Here is a 22,424-nt window from a genome sequence, read left to right on the forward strand (position 1 = left end):
TAAATGTATGCACGGTGGGCATAGTAGCGAGGTTGCCTAATTTGCTGTTCAAGGAGTTGCTGAATGAACCCCATCGCCACCGTCGTTGCAGAGCTTGCCCTGTTGGGTTGGCTGCTAGTCCCGTTGTCGTTGCTGTTGCTTGCGGCATATGCCAACTGGACCAGCAACCCACGCAAACTTGCCCATTGCTGGACCGCCGCCAAGAGCTTATTCGTTGCCTTGATGGCCATCACGGGGTTTGTCGGCCTGATGTTGTTGGCCGATGGCCCGGGCTTCACAACCGGCTTGCCGGAAATTGGTGCCCAGTTTGGCCTGTTCCCCAGCGGCCTGGCATTGTGGATGTCGATGCTGGTTGGTTTTATTGGCTGGGTCATCATTCGTTACGCGGACGACTATCTGCGCGGCGACCCGGGCCGTGCGCGCTTTTTCCCCTGGTTCCTTATTACCCTGGCCAGCGTTCTGGTTCTGGTGTTGACTAACCACCTGCTGGTCCTTGTGGGTGCCTGGGTGGGCGTGAGCCTTTCATTTCACCACTTGCTTACCCTTTATCCCCAACGCGCCGCGGCGAATGCGGCTGCTTTGCAGAAGTTCATTATCAGCAGAGTAGGAGATGTGTGTGTACTTAGCGCGGTTTTGCTGCTGCACCATCACTACGGCACCTTTTATCTTCCAGAAATGATGGCCGCTGCGGGCGATGGGGCGGGCCAATCGTTGGCCTTGCAATCTGCGTCTGTACTGCTGGCTATAGCGGCGCTGCTGAAATGTGCTCAGCTGCCAGTTCATGGGTGGTTGCTGCGGGTTATGGAAGCGCCGACGCCGGTTTCGGCACTGCTGCACGCGGGCATTATCAACCTGGGTGGTTTTCTGTGGCTGCGTTTGTACCCAGTGTTTGACGGCTTTACGCCGGGCCACGGCATTCTTCTTGTTGTCGGCGGTGTGACCGCAGTCGTTGCTGCGCTGGTGATGATGACGCAGTCATCAGTAAAGCACTCACTGGCGTGGTCTACGTCAGCACAGATGGGGTTTATGTTGTTCGAAATTGGTTTAGGCGCTTACACCTTGGCCTTCCTGCATCTGCTGGCGCACTCGCTGTACAAGGCGCATTCGTTCCTGGCCAGTAGCCGCACGGTTGTGGCCAGCCATTCGCTGGCAGGGTACGCCGGAGTGGAGCGGGTTCAGGTGATAAACGGCGTGCTTGCCGCCGTGGTCGCCGCGGTTATATTGTCGGCGGTGCCGGCACTGGTGGAAGGGAAACTGGTTCTGGGTACGCTGCTGGTGTTGGCGTGCACCGCTGCCGCACTGGGCATTCCAGCTTGGGTGAAGGCTCCGGTTCGAGCCAGCCTGCTGCTTTGTACCCTGATGTTGTTGCCACTTTATAGCTTACTGCATGCGTTGCTGTCGCCGGCTCTGGGTTCAACCAGCAACTTGGTGCTTCCACTTGCAGCACAAGTGGCGGGCTTGGCCATCGTCGCTGCTCTGGCGGCTGGCTCTCTGATGATTTTGCTTAAACCGCAGAGCCGCATCAGCCAGGCACTCCATCATTACTACTGCGAAGGCTTAGGGCTAGATCTGCCGTTGAACCGCGTCAGTGCCGCATTGGCAAGAAAAACCAACAGCTTGAGCCTTCGCGGCGCCAAACCGACCAACCTAAATAAAGTTATCCCGTTGAGTTCAGGAGAGCGGTCATGAGCCCTAGCTACCTTGTACAAAATGAATTACAGGCGGCTGTAATCGCGGCTTGCGAGGCCATAGCGCCGATATGGCCTCTGGACCAGTTTATTGCCGTCAATCCCTGGTGGGGAATGCGGGAGCAATCGGTGGCAGAGGCGGCCGATCAACTGCAGCGCCGTGGCGGTATCAGCATGTTAATGCCTGCGTCTTTTTACTTGTCGGCCTGGGACGGCGGGCGCATACGCCCCGAAGACGTGCAGGATGTGTTACAGGCGGTTGGCCCTGAACCTGCGCCATCGCTTGAAGACCTGCTGAAGCGCTTGCGCGCGGGTGATTTTGTTCAGCCACGGGCGGCCTGCTCTATTTTCCTGAGCCATGAAGGCCTTGCGCCGGCCGGCGATGGCAATTCCCAAGAAGCCGTTGTACGTCAGACAGGTCGTTTCTGTGCCCGTTACTTTGATCAGCGCCAGGCACGCTGGGCTGCAGACAAGGAACACAGCCTTTACACGGCCTGGCATGAGCATGTAAATGCCAGTCATCTGGTAGACAAGCAGATTGGCGTTAAAGGCTTACAACGTATGCTTGCAGGCTTGCCGCAAGAGACCGAACAGGCCCTGGCACAACTGACCCGCGATCTGGCCCTGCCGCCCGCGGCGTTGGAAGCGCTTTGCCACGGATTGTTACTGGATATGATTGGCTGGGCGTCCTGGTGCCGCGGAATAGACTGGCGAGCCGAAAACCAAGGGGGCACCAGTAAGATCTGTCGTGAGCTGTTGGCTGTGTTGCTGGCATGGGAATGGGCAGGGTTCGCGCTTGCCAATAACGCTACCCAGAAAGCTTGGCAAAGCCAGTGGTTTCTGGCAGCCAAGAGTGGGTTTGATGAGGACGGGCTCGATAACGGCGCAAACACTGACGGCCAACTCTGGTTGTGGCAGCAGGCGTTTGAGCGGGCCTGGCAGCGGCAGCTGCTATCAAGCCTGAATCTTGATGCAAGCCCGGTTGCCGCGGTAAGGCCAGACGTTCAAGCGGTATTTTGTATTGATGTGCGTTCGGAAGTCATCCGGCGCAACCTGGAACAAGCGGACGGCGGTATTCAAACCAAGGGTATGGCCGGCTTTTTTGGTTTGGCGCTGGCCCATCAGACACTCAGCGACAAGCCCGGCATGCGTCAGCTTCCGGGCCTGTTGGAGCCGGCAATCATAGCCGCTGACACCACGGGTACCAGCCAGGGTGATAACGCACAGCGAAGCAAAACCAATCAGCAAGAACTGTTCCGTCAGGCGGTTCGCAGCGCCAAGTATGGCAGCTTGTCAACTTTTACCTTGGTGGAAACCACCGGCTTGGCCTGGGCCTGGAAGCTGGTGCGTGACAGTCTTAATAAAGGAAATAGCAGTAAAGGTGAAGATCACGAGCCTGGACAGCTGCGCATGCATCATGCCGGAACCGGAGATCCGTTGTCTGATGCGAACAAAATCCGCCTGGGCACAGATTTTTTGCGGTCGCTGTCGCTGACGGAACATTTTGCCCCGTTGCTGGTTCTGGTGGGCCACGGCGCGCGCACAGACAATAACGCTCACCACGCGGGTTTGGCGTGTGGCGCCTGCGGGGGCCGCAATGGCGGCCTGAATGCGCAGATTGTGGCTGATATGCTGAATGAGCCGGTGGTGCGTGCAGGTTTGGAAAAAGAAGGTATCGTTATTCCGCAGGAAACCTGGGTGGTTGCGGGCCAGCACTGCACGGTGACCGACCAAGTGCAGATTATTCGCCGCAGCGCCTTACCAGCCAGTCATAGGGGTGTCCTGTCGCGTTTTGAAAAGGCCCTTAGCATTGCTGGCACCAGCATGCGGAGGGAGCGGGCGACACCGCTTCAGCTAAACGGTTTGGGGGATGACGCGCTGCTGGCCGAACTGCAAAGACGTACCCGGAACTGGGCCGAGGTGCGCCCTGAGTGGGGTTTGGCCAACAACGCCGCAATGCTGATTGGCAATCGCACATTGTCGCGCGGACGCGACCTGGGTGGCCGGGTGTTCATGCACGATTATGACCCCGAGGCAGACGAGGATGGCAATGTACTGACCGCCATATTTGGTGGCCCTGTGGTGGTTGCCAGCTGGATTAATTTACAGTATTTCGCCTCGGTGACTGCACCGGAAACCTACGGTGCGGGCAATAAGCTGCTGCATTCGGTGATCGGCGGCAACGTGGGCGTGATTGAAGGCGATGGCAGCGATCTGCGGATTGGCTTGCCGTGGCAGTCGGTTCACGACGGCACGAACTGGCGGCACGAGCCCATGCGTTTAACGGTTCTGATTGATGCGCCTCAAGAGCGGATTGATTTGGCTTTGGAGCGCACCCCGGCGCTCGCCACACTGGTTAAAAACCAGTGGCTGAGCATGACCAGCCTTCAGCTGATCAAGCGAACCCGGGGTGCCAGTTCCGCTTCGGCCCAGTTGACCGTTGCGGGCTGAGCGTCGTTACCGGTAAACAGATGCCCGACCTCCGGCACTGCATAACGCAGATCGCCGCGAGTCGGGCGCTGACTGTTGAATTCAGCATGGCTGATGCCCACTTCCCAGATGTTATTCGAACCTTCGCTGTGCCAGCCTTCAGGGCGTAACTCAACCCGCACTTCCGAGCCAATGAGGCTAACCGCTTCAATGCGTAGCGGCAAATTGGCGTGTGCCACCGGCGCTGTTGCCAGCCGCACTTCATGTGGCCGCAGGTAGATCTGGGCGTCTCCCTTGTGCTGCACTCCGGGTAAGGTTACCCAGGCATTACCCTGGCTTAGGCTGCCTTGCCTTACCTGGCCAGAAATAACATTTACCTGGCCCAAAAAATCGAATACAAAGCGGCTCTCTGGCCGAGCGTAAAGCTCTATGGGTTCATTCACCTGCTCCACACGGCCCTGGCTCATAACCACTACCTGATCAGACAGTTCCAAGGCTTCTTCCTGGTCGTGGGTCACGAAAATGCTGGTGAAGTGGAATTCATCGTGAAGATTGCGCAGCCAACGGCGCAAGTCTTTACGTACTTTGGCGTCCAGCGCTCCAAAGGGTTCATCTAAAAGCAGAATTTTCGGTTGGGTCGCAATCGAACGAGCCAGTGCCACCCGCTGTTTTTGACCGCCGGACAATTGCGCCGGGTAGCGTTGGGCCAGGTGCGGCAACTGAATCATTTCCAACAGCTCGCTAACGCGCTTCTGAATATCCGTTTTTGACGGGCGCTGTTTGCGTGGCAGAGAATCCAGGCCGAAAGCAATGTTCTGTGCCACGGTCATGTGGCGGAACAGAGCATAGTGCTGAAACACAAAACCGATGTTGCGCTCGCGTACGTGAAGCCCGGTAACATCCTGGCCTGAAAACGAGATTTGCCCGCTGTCTGCAGACTCCAGCCCGGCAATAATGCGCAGCAGAGTCGTTTTGCCCGAGCCGGAAGGACCCAGTAAAGCGGTGAGTTTGCCCTCGGGAATATCCAGAGAGACGTTATTCAGCGCCTGAAACTTGCCAAAGCGCTTGTTGATGCCATCAACGGTAATACTCATGAAGCGATCTCCTGTGCTTGCAGGCGGATCAGGGTGCGAGCCTGCCGCCATTCCACAAAACCTTTAGCGGCCAGCGTAAACACGGCAATGCCGGCCAATAGTGATGCGCTGGTGAACGCGCCGACAACGTTGTAATCCTGGTACAACAATTCCACGTGTAGGGGCAGGGTGTTGGTTTGCCCGCGAATATTACCCGCCACCACGGATACCGCGCCAAATTCGCCTACGGCACGTGCATTGGTCAGCACAACGCCGTAGATAAGCGCCCATTTGATGTTAGGCAGTGTAATGGTACGAAATATTCTCCAACCCGACGCGCCAAGCACAACGCCGGCCTCTTCTTCCTCGCTGCCTTGCTGTTGCATAAGCGGAATCAGCTCACGGGCAACAAACGGGCAGGTAACAAACACGGTTACCATCACAATGCCGGGCCAGGAGAACATCAGCTGAATGTCATAGTCCGCCAGCCAGCTGCCAATCCAGCCGTTACGGCCATACAGCAGCAGATACAGCAAACCAGCCACCACCGGCGACACCGCAAACGGGATATCAATCAGGGTGATCAGCAGTTTACGGCCGGGAAAACGAAACCGGGTGACCAGCCAGGCCAGCGCTACACCAAACACCAGGTTTAGCGGCACGGTCAAAGCGGCCACAAACAAGGTCAGCCCGATCGCGTGTAGGGTGTACTGGTCTAGCAGGTTATCAGCGAACGTGCTCCAGCCGGCGCTCAGGGCTTCGGTAAAAATAACCACCAGCGGCATAATTAAAAGGCCAGCGGTGACTGCGATGGCGATGCTAATCAGCAGCCACTTTATGGCCGGACTGTCGCCAACGCGACGGTGTTGTAAGGAGTGTAAGGAGCGGGCTCGGGTGCGTGCCATGGCGCTAGCGTCCTTCCAGGCGTTTGAGGTAGCGCGCTTGCCATACGGTAATGGCAAACAGCAGCAACAGTGATGCCAGCAGGATAACCGAGGCAATCGCGCTGGCCGCGGCGTAGTCGTACTCCTGCAGGCGGATAAAGATCATCAGACTGGTGACCTCACTGATGTAGGGCATGTTGCCGGCAATGAAGATAACCGCGCCAAACTCGCCAAGGCTGCGGGTAAACGACAAAGCCACACCGGTGACCAATGCCGGCCATAGTGCCGGGAAAATAACCCGGCGAAACACATGGGCGTCGCTGGCGCCCAGGCTTACGGCGGCTTCTTCATCTTCCGGTGCCAGCTCTTCCAGAACCGGCTGCACAGTGCGCACCACAAACGGCAGGCTGGTAAACGCCATGGCCACCACAATGCCCACGGGTGTGAAGGCGACGTCTATACCCAGTTTGGTCAAAAATTGCCCGTACCAACCGTTTGCAGCGAACAGCGTAGCCAACGTAATGCCGGCAACAGCGGTGGGCAATGCAAAGGGTAGATCTACCACCGCATCAATCAGGCGTTTTCCGGGAAATTCATAGCGCACCAGAACCCAGGCCAACAGTAAGCCAAAGGCGCCGTTAAACAGTGACGCAGCTAATGCGGCCAGCGCAGTCACTTTATAAGAGGCTACAACCCGTGGATCAGTGATTACAAACCAGAATTCACTAAGGCTCATGGCCGACACTTCAATAACCAGCCCTGTCAGCGGCAATAGCAAAACCAGGCTGATAAAGAACAGCGATATGCCGAGGCTCAGACCGAACCCCGGCAATACCCGCTTACTGCGGCTCTTGGTCAGCGGCCAGCGCTGTGATTTCACTGCGCTGGCCTGATTAGCGGTGGACATTGATTACTTACGACGCTGCAATTGGTCAAGTTTTCCGCCACTGGCAAAGTGCTCTTCGGTGGCGCTTTCCCAGCTGCCGGCAATGGCGTCTATGGACAGTAATTTCACGTCCGGGAAGCGGTCAGACGTTTCTTTTTTCACGGTGTCGTTGTGCACGCGGTAGTTGAATCCGGCCAGCAGGCGCTGGGCGTCTTCACTGTAAAGGTGCTCAAGATAGGCTTTGGCGAGGTCTTCGGTGCCGTTCTGCTTAACGTACTCGTCTATCCAGGTAACCGGAAATTCGGCCAAAAAACTGATCTTGGGCGTGACCACTTCGTATTCGCCATTGTCGTAACGGTCAACCAGGTTCAGCACTTCCGATTCGAACGTCAGCAGAACGTCGCCAATTTCGCGTTCAATAAAGGTTGTAGTGGCGCCGCGACCACCGCTGTCAAATACTTTTACCTGACCCAGAAAATCCCGAAGGAACCCGTCAATTTTCTGCTGGTCGTCACCAAAGGTTTCTTGAGCGTAGCCCAGCGCAGCAAGATAGGTGTAACGGCCATTGCCGGAGGTTTTCGGATTGGGCATAACCAGAGCTACGTCTTCTTTTACCAGGTCGTCCCAGTTTTGAATATTTTTTGGATTACCCTTACGCACCAGAAATGCCATGGTGGAGTAATACGGGGAGCTGTTGTTTGGTAACCGCTCGGCCCAGTTTTCAGGAATCAAATTGCCGCGGGTGTGCAGAATGTCAATATCGGTGACTTGGTTAAAGGTAGCCACGTCGGCTTTCAGGCCTTGAATAATCGCTTGTGCCTGCTTGGAAGAACCTGCGTGCGACTGGCTGACTTCAACGCTGTCGCCGGTCTTTTCTTTCCAATATTCATTGAAATGCACGTTGTAAGCGGCGAACAGTTCGCGGGCGACATCATAGGATGAGTTCAGCAATTCTCGTTCGGCCGATACAGCCGCGGGGGCAAAAAGTGAGGCGCTGAGCGCGAGGCCGGTCACCAGGCCTTTGAGTTTACGTTGCATGACATTCCCCTAAAACAGATGATGTGTTGAGGGGTAAGTTACCAAAGCGCGGTTAAAACTGGAAAGAATAAAGAATAACTAAAATATAAATTTTTGGAATAAGAGCGGGAGGAAGAGGTTCAGTCGATTACATGACAGCAAAAACTCCGGAGCCCGTGATAAGTGCGGGCTCCGGGGTTGGCCGTTACTGCTTGGAGGCTTCGGCGACGTAATGCGCCACCGCTTTCATCTGCTCTTGCGACAGGCTATCTGAAAAATCCGGCATAATGCCAACACCGCCGTTAAGCGCCTTCCAAACCTGCTCTTCGGAAGGCTTCAGATCATTGAAGTTGGGCCCAATAGCACCAGCCGATCCGGCGTCTGCCAGTGTGTGACAAATGGCGCAGGAAGGCTCAGCCTGATCAAACACCTGCTTACCCTGTGTGTAAAGCTCGTCTGCATAAGCGGTCCCTGCGCACAGACACAATATAAGACTAACAACCGCTATTTTCATAAAAGAGTTTCCACGCTCAAGACACGCTAACGGTGACGCCGTGATCTTGCCAACTGGCGTTGCCATAACCGCGTTCGTTCGGCGTACGCTCAGGTGGTTGAGTGTTGCCTTCAACATCGGTAGCACGGCTGACAATAAGATGCTCACCGGCCGGCAGATCGGTGCCCAGTACAAACGGACGCCATGCAAAAGGTCCTAAATCCGGCCCCAGGAAACGCGCCTGTTTCCAATTTTTGCCACCGTCGACAGAGACTTCTATTTTCTCAAGATCATTCACGCCGCCTAAGGCCACGCCATAAATCATATTACGACCAGTTTTTGCGCCTTCCAAAGGAGCCGTTATCCAGGATTTGACCGGCATTTCCCACATGGAGGGTTGGTCCGGGGCGCCTTTTACGCCAACGTCGCGAAGTCGATAGCCCGAGGCCTGGATTTTGGCGTCGGTCTGGTCTTTTGTGAAAGAAATGTTTTTGACGTATTTAACGTTGTTAACACCGAAGTAGCCCGGTACAACGAATCGCAATGGTCCACCGTGGCTCAACGGCAGCGCTTGGTCGTTCATTTCCCAGGCCAGCAGAACCTGATCCAGAGCCTGGACGGGCACTGACCTTTCAACCATCAGGGTTTTCGGGTCCAAACCTGCAGGCAGAGTCTCGCCGCCCGTGGCGGTTATGTAACGGGCATCTTCGCTGTTGCCACCCAGTTCTTTGATCACATCGCTTAGGGGCACGCCTGTCCAAACGACACAGCCTGCAGCACCGGTTGCCCACTGGGTTCCGCCTGGGCCATGGGTAAAGAAAGCTCGGCCATTGCCGGAACATTGCAATACAGACGCAACCGACGTCACATTCATTTTTTTCAGATCTGCAACCGTAAAGGTTTTGGGCGAGGCCACACCCTCGATGGTGACTTCCCAGGCATCCGGGTTATCCGTGATTCCGTCGGGCGCGGGCAGGTTGTTGCGCACAAACAAATGGGTGCTTGGCGTTACCACGCCGCTACCAATGGCACCGCGCTGGGTTTCCATGGTGTTCGCGCTGTGCACGATCAACGCAGATTGATCTTTCCATTTCACGAAGTCAGGCAGGGTTTTGGGCTCGTCGGCGCGCGCCAATGGCACCATGCCTAACAAGCTGACAGAGACCATGGCGCCGGCGCTGCCAACCAGTAGCCGTCTACGGCTGAGGCTCGCAGGTTGGGTTGTCATAGCTTGAGTATCCCGAGGTGACATTTTCATCATTTCTTCCTTTTATTTTTTTTGATGCACATCGGGACTAAGCTTAAACCAGCTTCTTATATGCTGCCACTTAAAAACGTAGTAACGCAGACCCCCAGGTAAAACCGCCGCCAAACGCTTCCAGTAAAACAACCTCGTTACGCTTGATCCTGCCATCACGTACAGCTTCATCAAGGGCCAGAGGAATAGACGCTGCTGAGGTATTGCCATGCTTGTTAACGGTTACCACAACCTGATCCATCGGCATGTTCAGTTTTCTAGCGGTCGCTGCGATAATCCGCATATTAGCCTGGTGGGGCACAAGCCAATCAATATCCGATTTTTTCATATTGTTGTGAGCAAGGGTTTCATCAACAATTCTACCCAGCGTGTTTACCGCCATTCTGAAGACTTCATTCCCTTTCATTTCCACATAGCCCAAGCCTGCCTTGAACTTTTCAGGATTTTCGGCGATGCCACATGGCACGTGAAGAAGTTTTTCATAGCTGCCGTCGGCGTGAAGATGGGTGGACAAAATCCCAGTTTCATCACTGGCTTCAAGAATAACCGCACCGGCGCCATCGCCGAACAACACGCAGGTACCACGATCGCTCCAGTCGATAATACGAGAGAATACCTCTGCACCAATGACGAGCACTTTTTTGCTGGTTCCCGTTTTGATGAATTTATCCGCGGTGGCCAGCGCGTACACAAAACCGCTGCATACAGCCTGAATGTCAAAAGCGGGACAGCCTCGAATTCCCAGGCGTGCCTGCAGAATACAGGCGGAGCTTGGGAATACTTTATTGGGCGTAGAAGTAGCAAACACGATCAGATCAATATCCGCAGCGTATATTCCGGCGGCCTCTATGGCTCTTAAGGCAGCCTGTTCGGCCAGGTCAACGGTGGTTTGACCTTTCACCGCAATATGGCGCTGTTCAATGCCGGTTCGTTCGCGGATCCACTGGTCCGTGGTGTCCACGGTTTTTTCTAGATCCTTATTGGTCACAATCTGGTCCGGCAGGTACGAGCCGGTGCCGGTAATACGTGCGAAGGTCATTCGTAACTTCCTGCAGCATTGATTTTTTGTCAATCCGCCATGCTATACCGGTCTGTACCAGCGGCGTTATTAGCGATTTGTCGGTTGAACGTTAGTTTGTCATCTTGCAGCATGGCAGCGACGGCTAGTTAGGTCTAGATTTAATCTTCGACTCGACCGCAATACACTTGAATGGAACGGAATTATGACACAGGGACGTTTGGTAAAATCTACCATTAGCTTTTCTGGTGCAACCTCCGTTAGCCTTGCGTTAAGCATTCAAGCTTGGAGCCGTCACACATCTTCTACCGCGGCAGCTCGCAAACCCTTGGTTCAACATTGATATGGTCACCGAATGACACTCACTGAAATGGTTTTGCTGGCTGCCCTGGGTGGGGTCGCCGGCTTTATTAATGTGCTCTCCGCCGGTGGCTCAATGCTCACCTTGCCCTTGCTGATGTTTCTGGGCCTACCGCCTCAGGTTGCTAATGGCACCAATCGGGTCGCTATAACGTTGCAGAGCATTACCGCCGTTGGCAGTTTTTTCCGTAACGGACACGGTCAGCTGGGTATTGGTTTGCGGCTGGCTGTGCCTGCCGTGCTGGGGTCATTGCTTGGAGCTTGGCTAGCGACAGACGTCTCCGCAGCCGTTTTTGAATTCATTCTGGTTGCCGCCATGATCGCCACTTCGACATTTTTGCTGCTGCCCGCTCCAAAGCTGGACACTCGTCCGTTAACCCCCGAGCGACTCGGCCCGGTGATCTACGCCGCCATGTTTGTGGTGGGTCTTTACGGTGGATTTATTCAGGTGGGGGTAGGGGCGCTGTTTATTGTCGCGCTGCACCGTATGCTGAAAATAGACCTGCTTCAGGTAAACGTGCTCAAAGTCTTCATCATTCTTCTATATACCATCCCGGCACTGGCGATATTCGCCGGCAGTGGGCAAGTACGCTGGGCGATGGGTTTGACGCTGGCCGCAGGTAATATTGCCGGGGCGATCATTGCGGTGAAGGTCAATGTTGGGCCACGGGGTGCACAGTGGGTGAAATGGCTGACTCTGATTATGGTGTGCGCCATTATTATTCGCCTGATTGTCGCGTAATTGCCGGCTGACCATTGTGATCTTTTACTTCCCCAGCAATTCACCCAGGGGCTTCAAGTTGACCACCGAATCACACAGGGATTTTGTCATCATCAACAAGGGCGTGGCGACAATTAAACCGACCGGCCCCCACAACCAACCCCAGACCAATAACCCAATAAAAATAACAACAGCGTTTAGGCTCGACATCCGCGCCGTTAATACCGGTGTCAGTATGTTGCCCTGAATACTGGTAATGATCAGTGAGGTGCAAGACACCACAATGGCCATATTGAGAGTGCCAAACTGAACAAACGCTGCTACACCCGTGCTCAAGAAAATTAGCACAGGCCCTAAATAAGGAACGGCACTGGCGACACCGGCGAGTACACCCCATAGGCCGGCTTGTTCAAAGCCCAAGGCCATGAACGCCAGCCAGGTTATAACGCCTACAAAAACGGAACCGATGAGCGTCACAAACAAGAAGCGCCGTACCTGATAATGGAAGTCGGCCATGATATGGGCCGCTTTGCGCATACGGCCAAACGACGGCCCGGCAATTCGCACAACTTTTAAACGGTAGAGCTTGCCCACAGCCAACAGGAAAAACACCAGCAGCAGCACTGATAGCACCTGCGAAAACAGCACCAATGCCGCGGGTGAGCCTTGCATAATGAAATTGCGAAGGTCAAAAGGTTCCTTTGCAACGCGCACCAATGTAGCCCGAGGCCCAGAATGGTCTGTTTGATCGTCTGGCGACGTCGTCTCTTCAATTTTGGCTGCGGCCTTTTGCGCCTTGTCCATAACGCTGGCTTCTGCTGCCGGCTTTTTGGCCTCTTCACGCTGAAAGCGCTCAACCGCTTGCGGAATTTTGTCCAGCAGATCCATCGCCTCATTTTTCAAAGGCACGCTTGCGGCTGCGCCTATGGCTATAACTATAGTGATCACCAACCCAGCGGAAAGAGTTCGCGGCAGTCGTAAACGTTCGAGCCCTGTTACCAGCGGGGCGAGCGCATAGCTGATCAGCACTGCCACCACCAAGGGCAATAAAATGGCTTGCGCCCAGTCGATAAAAACCAACGTTGCGATGGTCGCTATAATGACCAGTGACACGCTTTGCACGTTTACCGCCTGAGTCATTCCTTGGGAAGCGTTTAGGGGGTTCCCATTGGTTTTATCGGGCTCTTTAGAACCGGTCTGTGCTGTCATGAACCTGTGCCTGGCAGATTGGTGAAATGGGGTCATTTCAGTCTAGTCAACGCAGAGACACAAGCCTATACATTTTGTTAATAGCTACTCAACCTTCCCGCAGCAGCAGGGCCGGGTTCAACCGCAGCGCCCGCAGTGTTGGCAGCAGGCCTGCCAGCAGGGCAAGCGAACTGACGGCACCCGCCACCAGCGCGCCAAGCCACCACAGATCGCCTGCTGGCAGTTTTAGCAGCATGCTTGCCAGTGGTAGGGCGATCAGCGCTCCGAGTGCAGTTGCGAACACGGTAGAAAGCAAGGTAAGTAACCCGGTTTCCAGTAACATGGACTGCCGAATAGCCTGGTGCCTGGCGCCAAGGCAGTGAAGCAGGTTGGCCTCGTAGAGCTGTCGTCTGCGACTGACACCGACCACACTGGACAGCACAAGAAGACTCGCCGTCAGGCTGACCATGGCAACGGTGGCAAGGCCGGCCGCCGCCTTGTTCAGCAGATCACCAGCTGTTTCGAGCCAGTCGGCTGTGCGCAGGGTAATCACATTCGGAATGTTTCTGGCGAGCCACTGCTGTGACGTTTTTGCAGCTCGGTCGGTTTGATAGACCACGCCTACGTACCTGCCAATCAATTCGTCCAGCGCGCCATCTTGCAGAACGCCTTCGAACCAGAATCGGGTTTGAAGGCCTTTTTGCTGGTATAGGGCTCTGATTTCGGCGGCAATTGTCTGGCCCTCAGCCTGAAATTCCACCCTGTCGCCTACCGTCAGCCCAAGCTGGTTGGCTTCCCGATCTTCCATCGCCATGAAGGCGGGCTTACCCTCTGGTGCCGGTGACGACCACCAGCTGCCACTGACGAGTTCTAGATCCTCCGGGTTTCCAGACAGATAACTGAGCTTGTACTCATCACCCATGGCCTCGCGTCTGGCTTGCGAGTTGTCGGCCAGAACATCGGCGATTGGCTCATTGTTGATCGCTGCCAGGCGGCCACGAACCAATGGCAACAGTTCAATCTGGCTGGCCGGATCAAGGGATTCGAGGCCAGACTTGAGCGGGTCAATCTGATCAGAAAAAACTTCATACAGAATCAGGGCAGGTGCTTCCGCCGGTATCGTGGATTCCAGCGCTCGAAGGAGGGTGCCTACAAGCAGAGTGCAAGCCACCACAAGCGTCAGCGCGGTGCCCAGCGAGAGCAGGGTTGCCCGCAATGGTGAATCTGGCCTGTGCAAATTGGCCAGCGCCAGTCGGCGGGCAAAATTTCGACCAGCAAAGCCGCTGTCTTCCAGAGCTCTGGCAGCGCGTTGCAGTCCCTTGACCAGACCTTCCAGCAAGCCCCAGAGCACCACAACAGCCAGCAGGAACAGGAACCCGAGTTGTGGAGAGGGCAACCAGAGCAGAGTGGCGGCAATGTAGACCACTAGCAGAAGATAACTCGCTATCCGCCAGCTACGAGGCTCATGACTGGCCGCCTGAACCCGGCCTCGGAACAGCCCGGCCGGCGACGCAGCAAGTGCTCTGGCCAGCGCCGGCAGTGCGAACACGTAAGCCGTCAGCACAGCAAACAGCCAGCTCAGCAGCAACGGCACCACCCAAAGAGCTATCCACTGGCCCGCCACACCAGCGTCGCCAGATCCGGGCAGCGCAAAGGCATCGCCGGCCAGGCCAATAGCTGCAGCAGACAGCGCCAAGCCGATGGCGCCGCCGATGATGCCTGCCAGGCTGCCCAGCAGGCCAATCTGCAGTAGATAAATGCCCACTAAAGGCCTGCGCCGCAAACCCAGAGTTTGCAGTGTGGCGATGGTGCCAAGCTTTTCGTCCAGGTAGGCATGTATGCTGTTGGCGACACCCAGGCCGCCAATGAACAGCGTGGTAAAAGCGATCAGAATGAGCGCCGTTGCAATCTGGTCAAGCCGTTCGGACAAGCGTTCGCTGCGCTCGGCAAAGGTTGTGGTATCCCAGCGAGTATCGGGAAACGCCTGCTCGAATTCATCCAGCCAGACGTTCAGGTTGCGGTCAGTCTGCACCCGGTACTCGTAGTCAACGCGGCTGCCGGGCCGGATCAGCCCGGTTGCCTCTACCGCCGCTTCGGAAATCATGATCGGTAAACCGCGCCAGTTGGCATTCAGGCTACGATCCGGTTGCGCCTCAATCAGGCCGCTGATGCGAAAAGTTGCTGCGCCAATCTGTATCTGGTCGCCAATGGACTGGCCCAGACGCTCAGCCAGCAAAGGGTCGATGATGGCCCCCCAAAGATCATCCTTGGGTGCCGTGAGTTCCGACAGTGGTTGGTCGGGCGTCAGTTGTAGCTCGCCGTAAAGCGGGTAGGCGGCATCAGGAATCAGTATCTCGGCTCTGACGAAGCTTGCGCCTCCGTCTTCACTTGAACCACTGACCGTTGCACCACTAACCATAGTGTCTAGCTCTCGAACCAGCGAGAGGCTGCCGGTCGCACGAACCCATGCAAGCACTTCATCCGGCAGAGGCTCACTGGCTTCCAGCTCGACGTCGCCGCCTAGAAGCATGCGGGTATCCGCTAGCAGACTCTGCTCGATAACCCGGTAGAGACTGGCCGTGGCAGCCACCAGGGTAACGCCCAGTATGAGGCAAGCCAGAAAAACCTTGAGCGCGGAGATGCGCGAGCGCAGATCCGAGATCGCGAATTTCAGCATCCAGAACGGTCTTGCGGATGTTTCAGATTTCATAGAGGTGCCCGCCGTCCATCCGAACCCTGTGCTGACAGCGTTCCGCGACACGCTCGTCGTGGGTCACCAGCACCAGCGTAGACTTGCTTTTCTTATGCAGGTCGAACAGCAGCGAAAGCACTTTCTCGCCGGTTTCCTGGTCCAGATTGCCGGTAGGCTCGTCACCCAGCAGCAAACTCGGCTGATGTACCAAAGCCCTGGCAATCGCGACACGCTGCTGCTCGCCACCAGACAGTTGCGACGGATAGTGCTGCAATCGATGGTTCAGCCCAACGGCCTCTAACATGGCAATAGCTTGCTCACGGGCGTGGGCTTGCCCGGCAATTTCAAGTGGCAGGCTGACGTTACCCAACGCGCTGAGGCCGGGCAGCAAATGAAACGACTGAAAAATAATGCCGAGGTGTTTACTGCGCCAGTCGGCCAATGCATCTGAATCCATGTCACCAAGGCGCTGACTGCCAATCAGGATCTCGCCCTTGTCCGGGCGCTCAAGACCAGAAAGCAGCAAAAGCAGGGAGGTCTTCCCGCTTCCGGATGGGCCAGTAATCGCCAGTGTCTCGCCGGGTGGAACCTTGAGTGATGCGTTATTGAGCACTGCGACAGCACCTGATTCTGTTGGATATGTAAGGTAAATGCCGCTCATTTCGACGCTGGTGGACACAGAGGCTCCTTGTTTTGTGATTAATGCGAATCTGATCTGTTCGTCATGTTACTGTATAACACTATGAAGCCTAATAAACGTGAACTTAAACACATGGAACGACAGCTTGTTGTGGCGCTCACCGAAGCCTGCGAGGCTGCAAAAACGGAAATACCCGGTTTTTGCTGGCTTACCCACGATAACGGGGCAAATCAGTTTCCGGCGGGCCTTCGAGTGACCTGGATTTTTGATACCCGGGCCAACCTTGAGCAAGCGCTTGTGGATGGATTTAAACAGTATGCGCGTGTGCGGACCCTGGCCGCGCTTGAACAAACCGGCCTGGACCCAGGCATCATTTCCAATTGCCTGCAGTTCGACAGCGAGGAAGCCTGCACGAATTCCCAAAAGGGTAACTGGTTGGCGCGGCTGGCGCAGTTACGGCGCATCAGGCATTTAGGTGACAACTGACGATCTGCTGGCCGGTATTCTGCCGACAGCCGCTTAGTATTTGCCAACTCGATTCCCGATAACTTGAGTGAAAAGTGTCAAATCAAAGAGTTCCAGCATGAAAATCACTAAAGCAGTACCAACCAATATCATCACCGGATTCCTGGGGGTGGGCAAAACCACTGCCATTTTGCACCTGTTGGCCAATAAACCCGCCAATGAGCGTTGGGCGGTATTGGTCAATGAGTTTGGCGAAATAGGTATCGACGGCGGTTTGATGGCTGGAGGCCCGGGGGCTCAAACCGGCGTTTTTATCCGCGAGGTACCCGGCGGCTGCATGTGTTGCGTTTCAGGTTTGCCCATGCAAATGGCGTTGAACAGATTATTGATGGCGGCAAAACCAGACCGGTTGCTCATCGAACCAACGGGGTTGGGGCACCCTCAAGAAGTTATTGAGTCTTTGCGCCAGCCGCATTACGCAACCGTTATTGATTTGAGGGCGACGCTGACCTTGATTGATCCTCGGCGCATACGAGATTCGCGTTATACCCGGAACGCCACATTCATACAGCAAATTGCAGTAGCCGATGTACTTGTGGCGAATAAATCCGATCAGTGTACGGATGAAGACTTTTCTTCCCTGGACGCTTACCTTTTGGAAAAAGCCAGTCACGAAAAGCCGTTATATCGAGTGAGTTTCGGGGAGATCCCGTTCACGGCTCTTTTGGCCCCTTCTGCCCACGCAACGTCCGAGCCTGAATCGTCGAGGCGCTTTACGATGCCCGCATTATCAAAAAACGTCGTTGGGCAATCCGAATCCACAGAGCGTTCAGATCACAGGCCATTGCCTGAGGGTGATTACATTAAAATCAAAAAACAGGCTGACGGTTTTACGTCGGTTGGCTGGCGTTTTCACGCCAGTATTCTGTTTGATAGGGGCCGGTTGTTTGAGTTCTTTTCCGGTCTCACCCTTCAAAGGGTTAAAGCCATATTGATCACGCCAGACGGTGTTTTTGGCTACAACTTCAGTGATCAGGCGTTAACTGAGGTGGAGTTGGACGAAGCCCAAGAGAGTTGCATCGAAGGCATCGACAATGACGAGACGGTTTTTGAAGGTTTCGAAGCGGGCCTTCTGGCCTGCAAGGTCCGCGTCAGTTGATGTCTGGATGCCCATCATCAATAGCGACGACAACGAAAACGATCGCCAATGACAATAGGGTCTTATGGGTAAGTGTAAAAAAGTGTCGAAATAACATAATTGCGAGCTGTCTCCCCGAGCTGCACAGAATCGCCGGTCAGGCATGAGTTTTTTGTGGCCGGATGAAGTACCGGAAAGCGCTGGATACACCGAAAAGCACAGCGACAATACAGACGATTGTTGGGCCTGTCGGGGTGTCCATAACGTAAGACACCTGCAATCCGGCCAGTGAGGCACCGCACCCGATAATCGCTGCAATAATGGCCATGGTTTCTGGCGTTCTGCTGAAGGGGCGAGCCGTCGCTGCCGGTATGATCAGCATGGCGGCAATCAGCAATACACCCACAACTTTAATGGCGACAGCCACAACAACCGCCAACGATAAGGTAAGAATCATTTTCTCTCGCTTGGGCGAAATGCCACTTGCGCAAGCGAGTTCAGGGTTAACGGTTGATATAAGCAGAGCCGACCAGCGCCAACCAACCAGTGCGAGAACAAGGGCTGCGCCACCCCAAATTACACCAAGGTCAAGTGTGCCCACAGAAAGAATGTCACCAAACAGATAGGCCATCAGGTCGATGCGAATACCCGACAGAAAGGACACTGCCACCAGGCCAAAAGCTAACGAAGAGTGCGATAACACACCAAGTAGTGTATCCATGGCGTAACCGCGCTCACTCAGAGTTGCAACGGCCAGAGCCATTAACAGAGACACCACCAAAACCCCTGCGAATATTGGCATGGATAACGTGAGTGACAACGCTACCCCCAGAATGGCGGCATGTGCGGTTGCATCGCCGAAAAAAGCCATACGTCGCCAAACAATAAAGCAGCCAAGCGGCGCCGCGGCGATTGCGACACCGAGGCCGGCAAGAGAAGCACGGAACATAAAGTCATCGAACATTAAACAGCTTCCTCGTGCTGGGGAGCCGCATGGTCATGGTGGTGGTTCTGGTTATCATAGCTAGCGAACATTTCCGCATTATCGAGGCCAAATAATAATCGATATTCGGGGGCGACCCTGACAACCTCCGGCGCGCCTTCGCAACAAATACGGCCGTTCAGGCAGATAACCCGATCCGATGTTCGCATCACAGTGTGCAGTTCATGGCTGACCATCAGGATGGCGCAACCCAGTTCCTGCCGCACCCGCTCAATCTGTCGGTAAAAGTCTGCTGAGCCAGAATGATCCAGCCCTTGGGTGGCCTCATCCAACAAAAGCAGATCGGGTATCTCTATAAGGGCCCGAGCCAGCAAAACGCGCTGGAACTGTCCTCCGGACAAGGTACTTAACTGATGTTTGCCAAGGCCTGACAACCCCGCTTGCTGGAGAGCAGTCTCCATGTCGTCCTTTTGCTGGCGTTTAGGAAGCGATAGAAACCGATAAACCGTCATTGGGAGGGTTTCATCAATATTAAGGCGCTGTGGAACGTAGCCGATGATCTGTTTACTGATAATTTCAACCTGACCGGACGTGGGTACCTGGGCGCCGATAATTGCGCGCAGAAGCGTCGATTTTCCTGACCCGTTCGGGCCAACAATCGTCACAATTTCGCCCCGCTCTATATGGATATTAATGTCTTGCAGCACACTGTTCCCGCCAAAATTAACGGACAGGTTTTTGGTGGCAAGGACTCTCATTTGTTTTTCCATCGAAAACAGGTCTCACACATCCGCACAGGTCTGCAGCTTTTTTCAGCTTTCACAATATAAGTCTCTCTTTTCGCGTTTTATATATGTTATAACATAACATTAAAGCGATAAAGCTTCCACCAGGAAAAAGGCTGAAAGAGAATGAGAAAGCGCCAAAAATTAATGACTACTGCGTTTTTAGCGACCTTGCCGTTTAGTGCAAACGCTGTCCCCAATGTAGCGACCGACATCACACCCATTCACTCCCTCGTGTCGCAGGTAATGGCGGGAGTAGGCACGCCGGATCTGCTTGTTCAGTCTGGCGCTTCGCCGCATAACTATTCGCTCAGCCCGTCGGAAGCTCAAGCCTTACAGGACGCGGACCTCGTGTTCTGGGTAGGTGAGGGCCTGGCACCCTGGCTGGAAAGGTCTCTGGATAACCTGTCTCCCGATTCAAAAAAAGTCGAGTTGCTGGAGGCGATGGGCACAACGACCTATACCTTCAGAGAAGGAGCCACGTTCGGCGCTCATGAGGATAGCCATCATGACGGAGAAAAGGAGGGTGAGCACGACGCTCATGATGACCTCCATCATGGTGAAGAGAAAGAAGATGAACATAGTGAAGGCCATCATCATGAGCACAGCGGTACTGACCCGCATGCGTGGTTAGACCCCGCCAACGGAAAGGTCTGGCTTGATGTGATAGCCGCGGCTCTGGCAGAAAAGGATCCTGACAATGCCACTCAGTATCTTGAAAATGCAGCGACGGGAAAAGCTGACATTGATGCCGCAGTCAGTCGTATTGAAATCACCATAGCGCAGCTCAAGGATAGACAATTCATTGTTTTTCATGACGCCTACCAATACTTTGAAAAACGCTTTGAGATTCCGGCAGCAGGGGCGATCTCGATCGGGGATGCATCAAAACCAAGCCCGGCCCGCATTGCAGAAATCAGAAAAATTGTGACGGATTTAAACGTCAACTGCGTGTTCACTGAGCCGCAATACAATCCAGGTATCGTTAAGGCTGTTTTTGGCGGAACGGGTGTTAATACGTCTGGAGTTATTGACCCATTAGGATCAGGCCTGGCTACCGGTGCCGACCTGTACCCGGACTTACTGATCGAGATCGCGGACGGGTTCCAATCATGCCTTGGAAAGAAATAGGGGACTACGAACCCTCAACTTTTCTCATACTTTCCGCTCGCGGCCTTCAAACCGCTTTCGGGCCTGATCCGAGTTAACGTAAACCGACTCGGTAAAAGCCGCGCTGGCATGGCCGAGTTCTTCGCTGATGTGGCGAATATCCGCACCGGATTCGATGGCCTGGCTGGCGCCGGTGTGGCGCAGGTAGTGAGTTTCTGACCTTATAGCTTCAAGCTGTCTGGCTTCGTCAAAAAAACCGGCGTCCTCCATGCGCGCAACAGCGAACATAACGGCCTGCTCGTAAATGCGTTGAACCTGACGTTTGCCCAGTGCTGTGCCATGGGTTGAGGGTAGGACAGGGTGGTGATCGCCCGGGTCTGGCATAGGCGATGGCAGACCCAAGTAGGCGCGCCAACGTTTTAAGAAGGGCAGGTAGGCATCGGGCAGGGTGACTGAACGGGCTTTATCACCTTTACCAAACACAAAATACGACCAATATTGCTCGCCTTGAATCACTTTCCGGCGGAAATCACCAAAAACCGGAATCCGTTCTGCGCCATCCTCTAGCGGGCGCGGCGCCAACTCGCCAACTCGAAGAAACAACGATTTCATGGTTACGATCACAAACAAATGTCGCTCACATTTGGGGTTTTGATCGGCTTCGGTAACCAAGGTCTCTAGCAACCAGGACCACTGCCAATCGGTTAGCCGGCGCACAGCAACTTCGAGATCTTTGGCGAGTTGCGGTTTGGCGCGACGATCACGGCGGCGTAGATCGTTAAGCGGGTCTGTTAGCAGATATTGCTGATAAACCAGATATTTAAAGAAGGTTTGTAAAGCAGTTCGGCTAGCGTTCAGGCTGGCTTGGCTGGCATTGTAAACGGCGTTTTCATCACTGGAGCGCAACGCGAACGGACGCCATTGCCGGTTTGGTAGGCGTAAACCGTTGGCATGGGTGAAAGCCGAAAACACGCCGCGAGCAATCCAGCTATGCGGTGGATTCTTCAGGGTCTTGAAATACGCAGTCACAACATCGGCGTCGGTTTGCGCCAGCGTGCGTTTGGTGGTTACCCAAAGATAATTCAGAAAACGCTGAACCTCACCGCGAAAGCGTGAAAAGGTTCCAGGTACATCGGCGTATTTCATCAAAAATTGGCGACTAATTTCATAATCGTCGCGCAGTGTGGCTAAGGGCTGAGGTAAGGACGCCAGAAATGTCGGTATGGATGGGTGGCAATGAAAGTCTGACAGATCTTCAAGGTAATGAGCGGTATCGAACAGCGGCTGACCGGTAAAGGGTGCTGACACGTTAGTCCTTGATATCGATGATTTTTGGATTGCGCCGCTAATCTAATCCTTTTAATGTTCGATTTGGCCATTATTTTCAATAAAGGTCTGAAAATAATCATATTGAGGTTATTCCGCTTCGGCCGGTTGGTGCCCGGCGACGCGCCAGCCACCGCCAAGGGCTTTGTAAATGTTTATAACGGCAACGAGTTCAGCACGTTGCCTGGCAGAAATTTGTGTTCTCGAGAGGCGTAAACCTCGTGGTTGCATCAGCATGCGGATCCACTGAGTTGTGTTTGCTTCGTGTTGTTATTGACGTGTATAACTATTTGGCGATCGCCATTTTTT

The 22,424-nt window shown here is 54.6% G+C and carries 19 protein-coding genes; 6 read left to right on the forward strand and 13 right to left on the reverse strand.

What is annotated here, in order from left to right:
• The first annotated feature begins 63 nt into the window (after positions 1 to 63).
• Together MIH19_RS10170 and MIH19_RS10175 are read left to right on the forward strand one after the other, a co-directional pair.
• Positions 64 to 1,689: an NADH-quinone oxidoreductase subunit L gene (locus tag MIH19_RS10170; protein WP_249008746.1), complete on the forward strand. Its 1,626-nt coding sequence runs from the start codon at positions 64 to 66 to the stop codon at positions 1,687 to 1,689.
• Positions 1,686 to 4,139 carry a DUF2309 domain-containing protein gene (locus MIH19_RS10175; RefSeq protein ID WP_249008747.1) on the forward strand — a complete coding sequence of 818 codons (2,454 nt, stop codon included), beginning with the start codon at positions 1,686 to 1,688 and terminating at the stop codon, positions 4,137 to 4,139. The genes MIH19_RS10170 and MIH19_RS10175 overlap by 4 nt, the downstream gene beginning before the upstream one ends.
• Here MIH19_RS10175 and cysA read toward each other — a convergent pair.
• The 7 genes from cysA to MIH19_RS10210 form a co-directional block, all read right to left on the reverse strand.
• Positions 4,076 to 5,212 (reverse strand): sulfate ABC transporter ATP-binding protein, encoded by a 1,137-nt coding sequence (cysA, locus tag MIH19_RS10180; protein WP_249008748.1) that lies wholly within the window; start codon positions 5,210 to 5,212, stop codon positions 4,076 to 4,078. The genes MIH19_RS10175 and cysA overlap by 64 nt on opposite strands.
• The gene (gene cysW / locus MIH19_RS10185; protein ID WP_249008749.1) at positions 5,209 to 6,096 is read right to left on the reverse strand and encodes a sulfate ABC transporter permease subunit CysW; all 888 of its coding nucleotides are present in this window, start codon (positions 6,094 to 6,096) and stop codon (positions 5,209 to 5,211) included. The genes cysA and cysW overlap by 4 nt, the downstream gene beginning before the upstream one ends.
• Before the next feature lie 4 nt (positions 6,097 to 6,100).
• Positions 6,101 to 6,982: a sulfate/thiosulfate ABC transporter permease CysT gene (gene cysT, locus MIH19_RS10190; RefSeq protein WP_249008750.1), complete on the reverse strand. Its 882-nt coding sequence runs from the start codon at positions 6,980 to 6,982 to the stop codon at positions 6,101 to 6,103.
• A 3-nt stretch (positions 6,983 to 6,985) separates the two neighbouring features.
• On the reverse strand, positions 6,986 to 7,999 hold the full coding sequence (gene cysP, locus MIH19_RS10195; protein ID WP_249008751.1) for a thiosulfate ABC transporter substrate-binding protein CysP: 1,014 nt from the start codon (positions 7,997 to 7,999) through the stop codon (positions 6,986 to 6,988).
• A gap of 184 nt (positions 8,000 to 8,183) precedes the next feature.
• Positions 8,184 to 8,492, reverse strand: coding sequence for a cytochrome c (locus tag MIH19_RS10200; protein ID WP_249008752.1), 309 nt, complete (start codon positions 8,490 to 8,492; stop codon positions 8,184 to 8,186).
• A gap of 16 nt (positions 8,493 to 8,508) precedes the next feature.
• On the reverse strand, positions 8,509 to 9,699 hold the full coding sequence (locus MIH19_RS10205; RefSeq protein ID WP_249008753.1) for a sulfite oxidase: 1,191 nt from the start codon (positions 9,697 to 9,699) through the stop codon (positions 8,509 to 8,511).
• A 100-nt stretch (positions 9,700 to 9,799) separates the two neighbouring features.
• Positions 9,800 to 10,768, reverse strand: a complete 969-nt coding sequence (locus MIH19_RS10210) for a beta-ketoacyl-ACP synthase III (protein WP_249008754.1) — start codon at positions 10,766 to 10,768, stop codon at positions 9,800 to 9,802.
• A 334-nt stretch (positions 10,769 to 11,102) separates the two neighbouring features.
• Here MIH19_RS10210 and MIH19_RS10215 point away from each other — a divergent pair, with 334 nt between their 5' ends.
• Positions 11,103 to 11,849, forward strand: a complete 747-nt coding sequence (locus MIH19_RS10215; protein ID WP_249008755.1) for a sulfite exporter TauE/SafE family protein — start codon at positions 11,103 to 11,105, stop codon at positions 11,847 to 11,849.
• 24 nt (positions 11,850 to 11,873) lie between these two features.
• On the opposite strand, the gene MIH19_RS10220 is transcribed toward MIH19_RS10215, so the two are convergent.
• The 3 genes from MIH19_RS10220 to MIH19_RS10230 all read right to left on the reverse strand — a co-directional run bounded on the left by MIH19_RS10220 (position 11,874) and on the right by MIH19_RS10230 (position 16,369).
• Entirely contained in the window at positions 11,874 to 13,037 is a 1,164-nt protein-coding gene (locus MIH19_RS10220) for an AI-2E family transporter (protein WP_249008756.1), read from the reverse strand.
• 88 nt (positions 13,038 to 13,125) lie between these two features.
• Positions 13,126 to 15,726 (reverse strand): FtsX-like permease family protein, encoded by a 2,601-nt coding sequence (locus tag MIH19_RS10225; RefSeq protein WP_249008757.1) that lies wholly within the window; start codon positions 15,724 to 15,726, stop codon positions 13,126 to 13,128.
• Complete coding sequence (locus tag MIH19_RS10230; RefSeq protein WP_249008980.1) at positions 15,716 to 16,369, reverse strand: ABC transporter ATP-binding protein; 654 nt, start codon at positions 16,367 to 16,369, stop codon at positions 15,716 to 15,718. Before MIH19_RS10230 ends, MIH19_RS10225 begins: the two co-directional genes overlap by 11 nt.
• Positions 16,370 to 16,480: 111 nt before the next feature.
• On the opposite strand from MIH19_RS10230, the gene MIH19_RS10235 reads away from it, so the two are divergent.
• Both MIH19_RS10235 and MIH19_RS10240 read left to right on the forward strand, forming a co-directional pair.
• Positions 16,481 to 16,834 carry a hypothetical protein gene (locus MIH19_RS10235; protein WP_249008758.1) on the forward strand — a complete coding sequence of 118 codons (354 nt, stop codon included), beginning with the start codon at positions 16,481 to 16,483 and terminating at the stop codon, positions 16,832 to 16,834.
• 97 nt (positions 16,835 to 16,931) lie between these two features.
• On the forward strand, positions 16,932 to 17,972 hold the full coding sequence (locus MIH19_RS10240) for a GTP-binding protein (protein WP_249008759.1): 1,041 nt from the start codon (positions 16,932 to 16,934) through the stop codon (positions 17,970 to 17,972).
• A gap of 136 nt (positions 17,973 to 18,108) precedes the next feature.
• Here MIH19_RS10240 and MIH19_RS10245 read toward each other — a convergent pair whose 3' ends face one another.
• Positions 18,109 to 18,915, reverse strand: a complete 807-nt coding sequence (locus MIH19_RS10245; protein ID WP_249008760.1) for a metal ABC transporter permease — start codon at positions 18,913 to 18,915, stop codon at positions 18,109 to 18,111.
• Positions 18,915 to 19,652 carry a metal ABC transporter ATP-binding protein gene (locus tag MIH19_RS10250; RefSeq protein WP_249008761.1) on the reverse strand — a complete coding sequence of 246 codons (738 nt, stop codon included), beginning with the start codon at positions 19,650 to 19,652 and terminating at the stop codon, positions 18,915 to 18,917. The genes MIH19_RS10245 and MIH19_RS10250 overlap by 1 nt, the downstream gene beginning before the upstream one ends.
• 153 nt (positions 19,653 to 19,805) lie before the next feature.
• Here MIH19_RS10250 and MIH19_RS10255 point away from each other — a divergent pair, with 153 nt between their 5' ends.
• The gene (locus MIH19_RS10255; RefSeq protein WP_249008762.1) at positions 19,806 to 20,810 is read left to right on the forward strand and encodes a zinc ABC transporter substrate-binding protein; all 1,005 of its coding nucleotides are present in this window, start codon (positions 19,806 to 19,808) and stop codon (positions 20,808 to 20,810) included.
• Positions 20,811 to 20,834: 24 nt separating this feature from the next.
• On the opposite strand, the gene MIH19_RS10260 is transcribed toward MIH19_RS10255, so the two are convergent.
• Positions 20,835 to 22,097, reverse strand: coding sequence for a tyrosine-type recombinase/integrase (locus MIH19_RS10260; RefSeq protein ID WP_249008763.1), 1,263 nt, complete (start codon positions 22,095 to 22,097; stop codon positions 20,835 to 20,837).
• Between the last annotated feature and the right edge of the window lie 327 nt (positions 22,098 to 22,424).

The sequence above is a fragment of the Marinobacter sp. M1C genome (genome assembly GCF_023314135.1).
In the GTDB taxonomy this organism is placed as follows: Bacteria; Pseudomonadota; Gammaproteobacteria; order Pseudomonadales; family Oleiphilaceae; genus Marinobacter.

Coding starts and splice junctions, on each gene's coding strand:
- MIH19_RS10225 (WP_249008757.1), bottom strand. CDS start 15,726: ATGAAATCTGAAACATCCGCAAGACCGTTCTGGATGCTGAAATTCGCG.
- MIH19_RS10235 (WP_249008758.1), top strand. CDS start 16,481: ATGGAACGACAGCTTGTTGTGGCGCTCACCGAAGCCTGCGAGGCTGCA.
- MIH19_RS10170 (WP_249008746.1), top strand. CDS start 64: ATGAACCCCATCGCCACCGTCGTTGCAGAGCTTGCCCTGTTGGGTTGG.
- cysT (WP_249008750.1), bottom strand. CDS start 6,982: ATGTCCACCGCTAATCAGGCCAGCGCAGTGAAATCACAGCGCTGGCCG.
- MIH19_RS10200 (WP_249008752.1), bottom strand. CDS start 8,492: ATGAAAATAGCGGTTGTTAGTCTTATATTGTGTCTGTGCGCAGGGACC.
- MIH19_RS10210 (WP_249008754.1), bottom strand. CDS start 10,768: ATGACCTTCGCACGTATTACCGGCACCGGCTCGTACCTGCCGGACCAG.
- MIH19_RS10250 (WP_249008761.1), bottom strand. CDS start 19,652: ATGAGAGTCCTTGCCACCAAAAACCTGTCCGTTAATTTTGGCGGGAAC.
- MIH19_RS10220 (WP_249008756.1), bottom strand. CDS start 13,037: ATGACAGCACAGACCGGTTCTAAAGAGCCCGATAAAACCAATGGGAAC.
- MIH19_RS10230 (WP_249008980.1), bottom strand. CDS start 16,369: ATGAGCGGCATTTACCTTACATATCCAACAGAATCAGGTGCTGTCGCA.
- cysA (WP_249008748.1), bottom strand. CDS start 5,212: ATGAGTATTACCGTTGATGGCATCAACAAGCGCTTTGGCAAGTTTCAG.
- MIH19_RS10205 (WP_249008753.1), bottom strand. CDS start 9,699: ATGACAACCCAACCTGCGAGCCTCAGCCGTAGACGGCTACTGGTTGGC.
- MIH19_RS10240 (WP_249008759.1), top strand. CDS start 16,932: ATGAAAATCACTAAAGCAGTACCAACCAATATCATCACCGGATTCCTG.
- MIH19_RS10245 (WP_249008760.1), bottom strand. CDS start 18,915: ATGTTCGATGACTTTATGTTCCGTGCTTCTCTTGCCGGCCTCGGTGTC.
- MIH19_RS10175 (WP_249008747.1), top strand. CDS start 1,686: ATGAGCCCTAGCTACCTTGTACAAAATGAATTACAGGCGGCTGTAATC.
- MIH19_RS10215 (WP_249008755.1), top strand. CDS start 11,103: ATGACACTCACTGAAATGGTTTTGCTGGCTGCCCTGGGTGGGGTCGCC.
- cysP (WP_249008751.1), bottom strand. CDS start 7,999: ATGCAACGTAAACTCAAAGGCCTGGTGACCGGCCTCGCGCTCAGCGCC.
- MIH19_RS10255 (WP_249008762.1), top strand. CDS start 19,806: ATGAGAAAGCGCCAAAAATTAATGACTACTGCGTTTTTAGCGACCTTG.
- cysW (WP_249008749.1), bottom strand. CDS start 6,096: ATGGCACGCACCCGAGCCCGCTCCTTACACTCCTTACAACACCGTCGC.